This is a genomic window from Pseudomonas sp. NFX183 (assembly GCF_047943075.1).
Lineage (GTDB): Bacteria > Pseudomonadota > Gammaproteobacteria > Pseudomonadales > Pseudomonadaceae > Aquipseudomonas.
The window spans coordinates 1,180,424-1,192,597 of sequence record NZ_CP181333.1 but is presented as its reverse complement, the minus strand read 5'-3'; the positions used below and the strand labels follow the sequence as shown (position 1 = coordinate 1,192,597).

Below are 12,174 nucleotides of genomic sequence, written 5' to 3'. Positions count from 1 at the left end.
GCCAGACGACCGGGTTTTTGTGGCGAGGGACTTTGCGCCCCCGCCACAAAAAACCGCTCAGCGCAGGTCGTTAACCTTACGTCACAAAACTCCCTTTCAAATTGAGCTATACAGACAGAGCGCCAAATAGTGGCTATCTGCCGCTTCCCCCTGCGCCTCAATAAAAATAATAGAAAGGGAGTACACCTTTGAAGAGCTTGCTCTATCCCGCCATCGCGCTGATGAACCGTCTGAGTTTCGGCATGAAATTCAGCCTGATCAGCGTGCTGTTCCTGCTGCCGATGCTGGCCACCAATTATTTCCTGGTGCGTGATTCCTGGGCGCAATTGCAGGGCACTCGCATCGAACTGCAAAGCCTCGATCTGCTCGGCAGCAGCCTGGCGCTGCGCCGTGACCTGGAAACCCTCAATAACCAGGTGCAGATCAACGCGGTGCTGGGGCAGTCCGGCAAGGCCGGTGATCTGGAGAGCAAGATCAGTGCGTTGGAACAGAGCGTGTTGAGCCGCCTGCAAGGCCTCAACGCGATGACCGGCGACGCTGAACACACCCGTGTTTTTGATGGCAAGCGTGACGAAATGATCGCCGCATTCAAGGCTCAGCAACAGGAAACCTCGCTGCTGAGCAAAAGCGCGCTGATTGGCAAATTGCTCAACAAGGCCCAGATGCTCAGCCAGATCATTGCCAGCCAGTCCGGCTTGAGCCGTGACCCTCAGGGCGATTTGCGCCAACTCAGCGAGCTGGTCACCAGCGTCACCCCGCAAGTCACCCAAACCCTGGGTGAAGGGCGGGCCATGGGCGCCTACTCCTTGGGCCAGGGTTTTCTCAATTCATCCTCCAGTACGCGCTTTGATGAACTGCTGCAGCAACTGGAAAAACTCCAGGCCGAGTACGCCCTGAAGTTGCAGGACGCACTGGGCGCCAGCACCGCCGCGCATGCGGCGCTCGACCCTCTGGCCACGGCCAGCAGCGCAAGTCTCAAGCACGGCAGCGAGTTGTTTGAAGAGCAGGTGGTGATGGCCGAAACCCTCGATGCGCCGTGGCAGGGTTTTTATGAAAGCGTCAGCCAGTTGATGGCCCAAACCTACCAACTCAATGAAGCGACCCTGACGTTTCTTGAACAGCAACTTGAGCAGCGCCTGGCCCAAAAACGCACGCACATGATGGTGCTGGTCTCGGCGCTGGTGGCGGTGTTTGTGCTGATCTTTTATTTGTATGCCGGTTTCTACGCGTCGACCCGCACCACGTTGCGTCGCCTGGGGGCGATGATGAACCAGGTCGCGGGCGGCGACATGACCGTCAGCTTTGTTGCCCACAGCCGCGACGAACTCGGGGAGTTGGGCCAGGTATTCAACGGCACGGTGGCCAGGATTCATGACTTGATCGAGCGCGTCGGTCGCACCGTCAGCCAGGTCGAGTTGCAAGCCGGGCAAGTGCGAGCCGTGTCGGCCCACAGCAACCAGACGGTTTCCGGGCAGCGCAGCCAGATCGAGCAGGTGGCGACGGCCATGAACCAGATGTCTTCCACCGCCCAGGAAGTGGCGCGCAGTGCGGCGGCGGCGGTCAGCAGTGCCCACAGCGTCAACGACGAAACCGTCAGCGGCCGAGGCCTGGTGCAATCCCAGCAGGGCAGCATCGCGAGCCTGGCGTCGGAGATAGAGGCGTCAGTGCAGGTCATCAACCAATTGGCCACCGACAGCCAGTCGATCAGTGGCGTGCTCGAGGTGATCAAGAGCATCGCCGAACAAACCAACCTGTTGGCGCTGAATGCCGCGATTGAGGCGGCGCGCGCCGGCGAGCAGGGCCGCGGTTTTGCCGTGGTGGCCGACGAGGTGCGCACCCTGGCCCGACGCACCCAGCAGTCCACTGAAGAAATCGAACAGATGATCAGCCGCCTGCACAGCGGTGTCGGCGCGGCCGTGAAGGTCATGGGCACCAGCCATGCCATGGCCAATGGCACCGTGGGGCAGTCGGAAAAGGTCCAGCAAGCCCTGGAAAATATCCTGGGCGCCGTCGGAATGATCGTCGATCAGAACCAGCAGATTGCCGCGGCCGTGGAGCAGCAAACCGCCGTGGCCCACGATATCGACCAGAACATCGTTGCCATCAATCGTGCGGGCGAGCATGCCGCCGAGGGCGCGCATCAGACCGAAACGGCCAGTCGGCTGCTGTCGGTGCAAGTCGTCGAGTTGAAGCAATTGATCGGCGCGTTTCGTGTGTAGGGCAGGCGCGTAGGACTTGGTCTTCGTGGGCCGTGGTGCCCGTCCTGATTTCGCTGTGTGGCTTTTTTGAATGCCTGAATGGGTGAGAATTTGTTTCAACCCGTCACGGTTCAAGGGAGGCACAGCGATGGCCACTGCCATGGGGATCAAAGGGCATTGCGCCCATTGCGACATCACGTTTGAACTCAAGCCCTGGCAAGTGAATGCGATTGCCATCCACGAGCCCTTTGAATGCCCCTATTGCCAGCGCACCCTGCAGTTGATATGCCCCAGGCAGCTGCGCCAGTTCAAGGCGCTGGACCACTGGGCCATGGTGGCCCCGAGCATGGTGGTATTGACCTGCTCGGTGCTGATTGTGGCGCTGGTGGCGGAGTGGGTCGGGTTGCTCAGCGTGGTCGGGCAACTCAACGTTTCGCTGGTGGCGGTGCTGATGCACTTTCTAGTGCTGCGTTACGCCCGTCATCGGCAACGGCTGACGTTGAACTTGCAGGCGGTCAAACCGCTACCAGTTGAACAGCTCGCGCGCATTGCGTGTGCTCGTCTCGGCCAGCAGTAAAGGGCTGATCGCCATGCGTTCGGCCAAGTCGGTGCAGATGTCCGGCAGGTGTTGCGGGCTGTTGCGCTGGCCCGGGTACATGGCGGGCGCCATGTCCGGTGAATCGGTTTCCAGCACCACCGCGTCAAGGGGCAGTCGCGCAAGTACTTTGTGCATGCGCAGCGCCTGCGGCCATGTGGCGGCGCCGCCCAGGCCGAGTTTGAAACCCAGCTTGATGTACTCGCGGGCTTCCTCAAAACTGCCGGCAAACGCATGGATGATGCCGCCGCGTGGCAGGCGAATGCGCTTGAGGGTGGCGATCACTGCTGCGTGGCTGCGGCGCACGTGCAGTAGGGCCGGGAGCTGGAAGTCCGCTGCCAGTTTCAGTTGCGCTTCAAACAGGCGCTGCTGGCGCTCGCGGTCCAGCTGTTCGAGAAAGTAATCCAGGCCGATTTCACCGACGGCGCACAGTTGCCGGTGGCCCTTCAAGCGCGTCAGCCAGTCGCCCAGCTCCGTCAGGTCGGCGGGGCGATGCTCATCGAGGTACACCGGGTGCAGGCCGAAGGCGGCGAACAAGCCTTCGTCTTCCTGCACCAGATCCCACAGCCGTTGCCAGTTTTGCTGATACACACCCAACACCACCATGCGCTGCACGCCGAGTTGGCGGCTGTGGGCGAGGACTTGCCGGCGATCAGGGTCGAAGTCCGGGAAGTCCAGGTGGGTATGGGTGTCGATCAGCTCCACGCTCAAGCCTCGTGAATACGCTGCTTGAAGGTCCGGCCGATGGCGTGCACGCCCGGTTGGTACTGTTCTTCCTCGATGGCGGCCAGCGCCAGGCGCAGGGCGGTGTCGGCAATCAGCTGATGTTGCTGGGCCATGGCGTTGACCGGCAGCGGCAGGAAGTCCAGCAACTGGGTGTCACCAAAAGTGCCGAGGCGCAGCGGCCGGGATTTGAGCGGGAAGTCGTGCAGCGCGTCGAACACCCCTTGCAGCAGCACGTACGAAGTGGTCACCAGCGCGTCAGGCAAATGCCCCAGTTGTTGCAGAAGTTGCTCCATCAGTTGTCGGCCGCAATCTCGGCTGAAGGCCTCGCCCTGTTCGACGATGACCTCACCCGTGAAGCCTTTCAGCGCTTCATGAAAGCCGGCAGCGCGCTCCTGGCTGATGCCCAGCTCGGGACGCGCACCGATCAGCGCGATCTGCTTGGGCAACGGTTGCAGCAGGCTGCTGGTCAACTGCTGGCAGGCCTGGCGGTCATCGCTGACCACCGAGCAAAACTGCTCAGTTTCCATCACCCGGTCGATCGCAATCACTGGCAGGCCTTTGGCTTGCAGTTCGCGGTAGCTGTCATCGCTGGCCGGCAGGCAACTGGCCACAAACAGCGCATCGCAACGCCGCGCGCGAAACAGCTGCAGTAATTGGCGCTCGCTGTCGGCCTCATCGTCGGAGCTGGCAATCAGCAACTGATAGCCGCGCGCCCGTGCGCCTTGTTCCAACAACTTGGCGATCCGTGCGTAACTGGGGTTTTCCAGGTCCGGCAGGATAAAGCCCAAGGTGCGCGTGTGCCGACTGCGCAGCCCGGCCGCCTGAGGGTTTGGGGTAAAGCCATGGGCTTCAACCACCGCGCGCACCCGCTCGACGGTTGCGCTGCTGATGCGTTGTTGCGCGGCCTTGCCATTGATGACGTAGCTTGCGGTGGTCACGGACACACCGGCCAGACGTGCGATATCACTGAGTTTCAAACCGGGATTTCCTTGTTTTTTAGAGCTTGCCCCGACATTTTGTCCAATCGTAACCGATTACTGCACACGACTATTGGCTGAGCTCAAGCGCCGAGTGGCGCTTCAAGCTTGCATAATTAGCGCGTAATCTGCCATAAATTCTAGATTAAACGTTTCAGCCAGCGTATTTTTACGACGTTCGCGACTGACTGGCTACTGCCAATTGACCACTCAGTCAGCTATTTTTGAACGCAGCCACGCTGATTTATTCAAAACAATACCTAGTGCGCCCACCGCACTAACTAGGAGAACGGCATGCTTGAGCTCACTGTAGAGCAGATATCCATGGGCCAGGTGGCTGTGGATAAATCTGCTGCCTTGCACCTGCTCGCTGACAAACTGGTGGCCGACGGCCTGGTCGCCGAGGGTTACCTCAGTGGCTTGCAAGCGCGTGAAGCCCAAGGTTCGACCTTTCTCGGCCAAGGCATTGCCATCCCTCACGGCACCCCGGAAACCCGCGACCAGGTTTTTTCCACCGGCGTACGCCTGCTGCAGTTCCCCGAAGGGGTGGACTGGGGCGATGGCCAGATCGTCTACCTGGCCATTGGCATTGCCGCCAAATCCGATGAACACCTGCGCCTGCTGCAATTGCTGACCCGCGCCCTCGGTGAAACCGATCTGGGCGAGGCGCTGCGCCGTGCCGGTTCGGCCGACGCCTTGTTGAAGCTGCTGCAAGGCGCGCCGCAGGAACTGGCGCTGGACGCGCAAATGATCAGCCTTGGCGTGTCCGCCGATGACTTCGAAGAGCTTGTCTGGCGAGGCGCACGCCTGTTGCGTCAGGCTGATTGCGTGAGCAATGGTTTTGCTGCCGTGTTGCAGCAAGTCGACGCGTTGCCGCTGGGCGATGGCCTGTGGTGGCTGCACAGCGAGCAGACGGTCAAACGGCCGGGCCTTGCGTTTGTCACGCCGGACAAACCCATGCGTTACCTCGGCCAGCCGCTCAACGGTTTGTTTTGCCTGGCCAGCCTTGGCGAAGCGCACCAGAGCTTGCTCGAACGCCTGTGCGCGTTGTTGATTGAAGGACGCGGCCAGGAACTCGGCCGCGCCACCAGCAGCCGCGCGGTGCTCGAAGTACTCGGCGGCGAACTGCCGCCTGACTGGCCCAGCGTGCGCGTCACCCTGGCCAACGCCCATGGCTTGCATGCGCGGCCGGCGAAAATCCTCGCGCAATTGGCGAAAAGTTTTGATGGCGATATCCGCGTGCGCCTGGTTGACGGCCCAGTGGGCGCCGTGTCGGTGAAAAGTTTGAGCAAGTTGCTGAGCCTTGGCGCCCGTCGCGGCCAAGTGCTGGAGTTTGTCGCTGAACCGACAATTGCCGGCGATGCATTGCCCGCGTTGCTCGCGGCCGTAGAAGAAGGTCTGGGCGAAGAAGTCGAGCCGCTGCCGACCGTAAGTGCCCAGCCTGCCAGCGTCGAGATCGAACCGGCCATCAGCGCGCCCGCGGCCGGCAGCCAGATCCAGGCCATCGCTGCCGCGCCAGGCATTGCCATCGGGCCTGCACACATCCAGGTTCAGCAAGTCTTCGATTACCCCCTTCGCGGCGAGTCCTCGGCCATTGAGCGCCAGCGCCTGCAGAGCGCACTGGCCGATGTGCGCCGCGATATCCAGGGCCTGATCGAACGCAGCCAGGCCAAAGCCATCCGCGAGATCTTCATCACCCATCAGGAGATGCTCGACGACCCGGAACTGACCGACGAAGTCGACACCCGCCTCAAGCAGGGCGAGAGCGCCGAAGCGGCGTGGATGAGCGTGATCGAGGCCGCCGCCAAACAGCAGGAGGCGCTGCAGGATGCCTTGCTCGCCGAGCGCGCCGCCGACCTGCGCGACATCGGCCGTCGGGTGCTGGCGCAATTGTGCGGCGTCGAAACCGCCCAGGAGCCGAGCGAACCCTACATTTTAGTGATGGACGAAGTCGGCCCCTCCGACGTCGCGCGTCTGGACCCGGCCCGCGTCGCCGGCATTCTCACCGCGCGTGGCGGCGCCACGGCGCACAGCGCCATCGTCGCGCGCGCCCTGGGCATTCCCGCCTTGGTAGGCGCAGGCGCGGCGGTGTTGCTGCTCGCGTCCGGCACGCCATTGTTGCTCGATGGCCAGCGCGGTCGCCTGCATGTCGACCCCGACGCCACCACCTTGCAACGCGCCAGCGTCGAGCGCGACACCCGCGAACAGCGCCTGCAAGCGGCTTCGGCGCAGCGCCACGAACCGGCGTTGACCCGTGACGGTCACGCCGTGGAAGTGTTCGCCAATATCGGCGAGAGCGCGGGTGTTGCCGGCGCGGTGGAGCAGGGCGCCGAAGGCATCGGCCTGCTGCGCACCGAGCTGATTTTCATGGCTCACCCACAAGCGCCGGATGAAGCCACTCAGGAAGCCGAATACCGCCTCGTACTCGACGGCCTTGGCGGTCGCCCGCTGGTGGTGCGCACCCTCGATGTGGGCGGTGATAAACCGCTGCCGTATTGGCCGATCGCCCAGGAAGAAAACCCCTTCCTCGGTGTGCGCGGTATTCGCCTGACCTTGCAACGCCCGCAGATCATGGAAGCGCAATTGCGTGCGCTGCTGCGCTCGGCGGACAACCGACCGCTGCGCATCATGTTTCCGATGGTCGGCAGCGTCGATGAATGGCGCGCGGCCCGAGACATGACCGAGCGCCTGCGCCTGGAAATCCCGGTCGCCGACTTGCAGCTGGGCATCATGATCGAGGTGCCGTCCGCCGCCTTGCTCGCGCCGGTACTCGCCAAAGAGGTCGATTTTTTCAGCGTCGGCACCAACGACCTGACCCAGTACACGCTGGCTATCGACCGTGGCCACCCTACCTTGTCGGCCCAGGCCGACGGCCTGCACCCGGCGGTGCTGCAACTGATCGACATCACCGTGCGTGCCGCCCATGCCCATGGCAAGTGGGTGGGCGTGTGCGGCGAATTGGCGGCGGACCCGCTGGCGGTGCCGGTGCTGATCGGGCTGGGGGTGGATGAGTTGAGCGTGTCGGCCCGCAGCATTCCCGAAGTGAAGGCGCGGGTACGCGAATTCAGTCTGAGCGAGGCCCAGAGCCTGGCGCAAAAAGCCCTTGCGGTGGGTTCGCCCGCGCAAGTGCGAGCCCTAGTGGAGGCCGTGTAAATGGCGAAGATTCTGACCCTGACGCTGAACCCGGCGTTGGACCTTACGGTCCGCCTGGCACGCCTGGAGCCGGGTGCCGTCAACCGCAGCGAAACCCTGCTGACCCACGCCGCCGGCAAAGGTGTGAATGTCGCCCAGGTGTTGGCGGACCTTGGCCATCACGTCACCGTCGGTGGCTTTCTCGGTGAAGACAATCCGCAAGCCTTCGAGGCGTTGATTGCCCGGCGTGGTTTTGCCGACGCGTTTATTCGCGTACCGGGCGAAACCCGCAGCAACATCAAGATCGCCGAGCAGGACGGCCGGGTCACCGACGTCAATGCGCCGGGACCGCAGGTCAGTGAGCAGGCCCAGCAGGCGTTGCTCAATCAACTGACGCTGATTGCGCCAGGGCACGACGCGGTGGTGGTCGCCGGCAGTTTGCCGCGCGGCATCAGTGCGCAGTGGTTTAAAGGCTTGCTGGAACACCTCAAAAGCCTCGGTTTGAAAGTCGCCCTCGACACCAGCGGTGAAGCCTTGCGCGCCGGTTTGCAGGCGGGCCCGTGGCTGATTAAACCCAACACTGAAGAGCTGGCCGAGGCCTTGGATTGCCCCACGGACTCCATCGCGCAACAGGCCCAGGCCGCCGAGCGTCTGCACGCCCAAGGCGTGGAGCATGTGGTGGTGTCCCACGGTGCCGACGGCGTGAACTGGTTCAGCCCGGGCACCGCGCTGCACGCCACGCCGCCCAAGGTTAGTGTCGCCAGTACGGTGGGTGCCGGCGATTCGCTGCTGGCCGGGATGCTTCACGGTTTGCTCAAGGTTGATCTGCCACAAACCACCTTGCGGCGCGCCACGGCAATTGCCGCGATGGCCGTCACACAGATCGGGTTTGGCATCAGCGATGACGCGCAGTTGGCGCGTCTCGAAAGCGGCGTCCATGTGCGCGCGCTGACAGAACAATAAGAGGGTTTGTGATGAAGTTAGCCATTGTTACCGCCTGCCCGAACGGCATGGTCACCAGTGTGCTGTGCGCCCGCTTGTTGGACGCCGCCGCGCAGCGCCAGGGCTTGCACACCAGCGTCGAAGTGGTGGACGTGCAGCACCCGGAACGCCAGTTGTCCCAGGCCACGCTCGATGACGCCGATTGGGTGTTGCTGGTCAGCAGCACGCCGGTGGAGATGCAGCGCTTTGTCGGCAAGCGCGTGTTCCAGAGCACGCCGGCCCAGGCGTTGGCGGATGTGGACGCAGTATTGCGTCGCGGCGCCGAAGAGGCTGAGGTCTATGTGGCGACGCAGCAGGCAGCCAAAACCGCGCCGCGTATCGTCGCGGTCACGGCCTGCCCAACCGGCGTAGCGCACACCTTTATGGCGGCTGAAGCCTTGCAGCAAACCGCCAAGCGCCTGGGCTACGACTTGGAGGTCGAGACCCAGGGCTCGGTGGGCGCGCGCACGCCTTTGAGCCCGGAGGCCATCGCCAATGCCGACGTGGTGTTGCTGGCGGCCGACATTGAAGTGGCCACCGAGCGCTTCGCCGGCAAGAAGATTTACCGCTGTGGCACCGGCATTGCCCTCAAGCAATCCGAAGCCACGCTCAACAAAGCCTTGGCCGAAGGCGCGGTGGAAAGCGCGGCCGGCAGCGCGCTGGCGAAAAAATCGGAAAAGACCGGCGTGTACAAACACCTGCTCACCGGTGTGTCGTTCATGTTGCCGATGGTGGTGGCCGGCGGGTTGCTAATTGCCTTGTCGTTTGTGTTCGGCATTCATGCCTTTGAAGAAAAGGGTACCTTGGCGGCGGCACTCAAAACCGTCGGCGACCAGGCCTTCATGCTGATGGTGCCGTTGCTGGCGGGCTATATCGCCTACTCGATTGCCGACCGCCCCGGCCTCGCGCCGGGCATGATTGGCGGCCTGCTCGCGGGCACGTTGGGCGCGGGTTTTATCGGCGGGATTTTCGCCGGTTTCCTCGCCGGTTATTGCGTCAAACTGATCACCCGCGCGGTGAAGTTGCCGCAGAGCCTGGAGGCGCTCAAGCCGATCCTGATCATTCCATTGCTGGCGAGTTTGTTCACCGGCCTTGCGATGATTTATCTGGTCGGCCCGCCGGTCGCGCGGCTGCTCAGCAGCCTGACCGACTTTCTCAGCACCATGGGCACCACCAACGCGGTGCTGCTGGGTATCCTCCTGGGCGGCATGATGTGCGTCGATTTGGGTGGGCCGATCAACAAGGCGGCGTATGCGTTTTCCGTCGGCTTGCTGGCCGCTTCCAGCGGCGCGCCGATGGCCGCGACCATGGCCGCTGGCATGGTGCCGCCGATTGGCATGGGCATCGCCACGTTCCTGGCGCGGCGCAAGTTCGCCCAGACCGAGCGCGAAGCCGGCAAGGCCGCGATGATTCTGGGCCTGTGCTTTATCTCCGAAGGCGCGATTCCGTTTGCGGCCAAAGACCCACTGCGCGTGATCCCGGCCAGCATCGCCGGTGGCGCCTTGACCGGCGCGCTGTCGATGTATTTCGGCTGCAAACTGGCGGCGCCTCATGGTGGCCTGTTTGTGCTGATCATTCCCAATGCGATGAACCATGCCCTGCTGTACTTGCTGGCGATTGTTGCCGGCAGCCTGTTGACGGGGTTGGTGTATGCGCTGATCAAGCGCCCTGAGGCGCTGGAACTCACAGAAGCTGCGGGAAAGGCCTGACACCGGCCAAAAATTTGGGAGCGGGCTTGCTCGCGAACGCAGTGTGCCAGTCAATGTATTGGTTGATTGACACTGCGCTTTCGCGGGCAAGCCCACTCCCACATTTGGATCTTCGGGGCTGCCGAGTCGGGTGTCACATCCGCTTCATCCCCGCGTGCTTTAGTTGACCTTTTGATACTCAAGAGGGCACCTGCATGAGCCACTTCGATCTCGGCCGTCGCCGCGTGATGCAAGCCGTCGGCGCGGGCCTGCTGCTGCCGGGCCTGGCGCCGGCGGTGATCGCGTCGGTCAAGGACCGGCCGCAACTCACCGATGGCGTGCAGTCCGGCGACCTGCTGGGCGACCGCGCGATGATCTGGAGCCGCAGCGACCGCCCGGCCAAGATGGTGGTGGAATGGGACACCCGCAGCGTGTTCAGCAACCCGCGAAAATTCATCTCGCCACTGGCCGACAGCCGCACCGACTTTACTGCCCGCGTCGAACTCACGGGGTTACCGGTCGACCAGGCGATCTTTTACCGCGTGCATTTTGAAGACGCCCAGACCGGCGTCGCCAGCGAGCCGTGGTTCGGCCACCTGCGCAGCGTGCCGCAACAACGCCGTGACATCCGTTTTGTGTGGAGCGGCGACACCGTCGGCCAGGGCTTTGGTATCAACCCGGACATTGGCGGCATGCGCATCTACGAAGCGATGCGCCTGCGCCTGCCGGACTTTTTTATCCACAGCGGCGACACCATCTACGCCGACGGCCCGGTGCCGGCGCAACTGAGCGTTGAAGACGGACGCATCTGGCGCAACATCACCACCGAAGCCAAGAGCAAAGTCGCCGAAACCCTGGATGAATACCGCGGCAATTACCGCTACAACCTGCTCGACGAAAACGTGCGCCGCTTCAACGCCGAGGTGCCGCAGATCTGGCAATGGGACGATCACGAGGTGGTGAATAACTGGTCGCCGAGCAAGCAACTCGATGAGCGCTATCAGACCAAGGACATCAACACCCTGGTCGGCCGCGCACGTCAGGCCTGGCTGGAGTATTCACCGATGCGTCGGCAAAGCGCCGATGGCGGCGGGCGGATTTATCGCAAGCTCAGCTACGGCCCGCTGCTGGATGTGTTCGTACTGGACATGCGCAGTTACCGCGGCCCCAACGACGACAACCTGGGTGGCGAAAAACCGTTCATGGGCCGTGAGCAACTGGACTGGCTCAAGCGCGAACTCAAGGCCTCAAAGGCGCAATGGAAGGTCATCGCCGCTGACATGCCCATCGGCCTTGGCGTGCCCGACGGCGAGGTCAGCCCCGGCGTACCACGTTGGGAAGCGATCGCCAATGGCGACCCTGGCCCGGCCCAGGGCCGTGAGCTGGAGATTGCCGAACTGTTGGGGTTTCTGCGTGCCCAGCAGGTGCGTAACCACGTTTGGCTGACGGCGGATGTGCACTACTGCGCAGCGCACCATTACCACCCCGACCGGGCGGCGTTTCAGGATTTCGAGCCGTTCTGGGAGTTTGTGGCCGGGCCCTTGAATGCAGGGAGTTTTGGGCCCAACCCGCTGGATAAAACCTTTGGCCCGCAGGTGGTGTTCGAGAAGGCGCCGCCTGCGCAGAACACCTCGCCGCTGGCCGGGTTTCAGTTTTTTGGTGAGGTGCAGATTGACGGGCAAACGGCGGAGTTGACGGTGATCTTGCGCGACTTGGATGGGGTCTCGGTGTTCGAGCAAAAGCTGCAGCCTGCCTGACCTGCAATGCACTTAAACACTGTGGGAGCTGGCTTGCCTGCGATTGCATCACCCTGGTGTCACTGATACACCGAGGTGCCTGCATCGCAGGCAAGCCAGCTCCCACATTTGATCCTCGGT

8 protein-coding genes and 1 pseudogene are annotated in these 12,174 nt (G+C 62.9%); 7 read left to right on the top strand and 2 right to left on the bottom strand.

All coding sequences use genetic code 11. From position 1 onward, the window contains the following. Positions 1-221: 221 nt before the first annotated feature. The 3 genes and pseudogenes from ACM530_RS05640 to ACM530_RS05630 form a co-directional block, all read left to right on the top strand. Positions 222-1,316, top strand: a pseudogene (locus ACM530_RS05640) (methyl-accepting chemotaxis protein); the annotation flags it as partial. Then, positions 1,290-2,219 (top strand): methyl-accepting chemotaxis protein, encoded by a 930-nt coding sequence (locus ACM530_RS05635; RefSeq protein WP_416365077.1) that lies wholly within the window; start codon positions 1,290-1,292, stop codon positions 2,217-2,219. The pseudogene ACM530_RS05640 and the gene ACM530_RS05635, both read left to right, overlap by 27 nt. 127 nt (positions 2,220-2,346) lie before the next feature. Continuing rightward, a complete protein-coding gene (locus tag ACM530_RS05630; RefSeq protein WP_124416411.1) occupies positions 2,347-2,775 on the top strand; it encodes a hypothetical protein in 429 nt (142 codons plus the stop codon). Here the strand turns inward: ACM530_RS05630 and ACM530_RS05625 are convergent. Beyond that, the gene (locus tag ACM530_RS05625; protein WP_242194763.1) at positions 2,722-3,498 is read right to left on the bottom strand and encodes a TatD family hydrolase; all 777 of its coding nucleotides are present in this window, start codon (positions 3,496-3,498) and stop codon (positions 2,722-2,724) included. The genes ACM530_RS05630 and ACM530_RS05625 overlap by 54 nt on opposite strands. 2 nt (positions 3,499-3,500) lie before the next feature. Beyond that, the gene (gene cra / locus ACM530_RS05620; RefSeq protein ID WP_145165276.1) at positions 3,501-4,496 is read right to left on the bottom strand and encodes a catabolite repressor/activator; all 996 of its coding nucleotides are present in this window, start codon (positions 4,494-4,496) and stop codon (positions 3,501-3,503) included. Between the two features lie 294 nt (positions 4,497-4,790). Here cra and ptsP point away from each other — a divergent pair, with 294 nt between their 5' ends. The 4 genes from ptsP (at position 4,791) to ACM530_RS05600 (ending at position 12,054) form a co-directional block, all read left to right on the top strand. Then, positions 4,791-7,649 carry a phosphoenolpyruvate--protein phosphotransferase gene (gene ptsP, locus ACM530_RS05615; protein WP_416364404.1) on the top strand — a complete coding sequence of 953 codons (2,859 nt, stop codon included), beginning with the start codon at positions 4,791-4,793 and terminating at the stop codon, positions 7,647-7,649. Continuing rightward, the gene (gene pfkB, locus ACM530_RS05610; RefSeq protein ID WP_404486857.1) at positions 7,650-8,591 is read left to right on the top strand and encodes a 1-phosphofructokinase; all 942 of its coding nucleotides are present in this window, start codon (positions 7,650-7,652) and stop codon (positions 8,589-8,591) included. An 11-nt stretch (positions 8,592-8,602) separates the two neighbouring features. Further along, positions 8,603-10,318 (top strand): PTS fructose-like transporter subunit IIB, encoded by a 1,716-nt coding sequence (locus ACM530_RS05605; protein ID WP_416364403.1) that lies wholly within the window; start codon positions 8,603-8,605, stop codon positions 10,316-10,318. A 194-nt stretch (positions 10,319-10,512) separates the two neighbouring features. Next, entirely contained in the window at positions 10,513-12,054 is a 1,542-nt protein-coding gene (locus ACM530_RS05600; protein WP_145165269.1) for an alkaline phosphatase D family protein, read from the top strand. The last annotated feature ends 120 nt before the right edge of the window (positions 12,055-12,174 follow it).

Excerpts from the sequence above, each read along its gene's own strand:
- ACM530_RS05635 (WP_416365077.1), top strand. The coding sequence starts at position 1,290 with ATGACCGTCAGCTTTGTTGCCCACAGCCGCGACGAACTCGGGGAGTTG.
- ACM530_RS05630 (WP_124416411.1), top strand. The coding sequence starts at position 2,347 with ATGGCCACTGCCATGGGGATCAAAGGGCATTGCGCCCATTGCGACATC.
- ptsP (WP_416364404.1), top strand. The coding sequence starts at position 4,791 with ATGCTTGAGCTCACTGTAGAGCAGATATCCATGGGCCAGGTGGCTGTG.
- pfkB (WP_404486857.1), top strand. The coding sequence starts at position 7,650 with ATGGCGAAGATTCTGACCCTGACGCTGAACCCGGCGTTGGACCTTACG.
- ACM530_RS05605 (WP_416364403.1), top strand. The coding sequence starts at position 8,603 with ATGAAGTTAGCCATTGTTACCGCCTGCCCGAACGGCATGGTCACCAGT.
- ACM530_RS05600 (WP_145165269.1), top strand. The coding sequence starts at position 10,513 with ATGAGCCACTTCGATCTCGGCCGTCGCCGCGTGATGCAAGCCGTCGGC.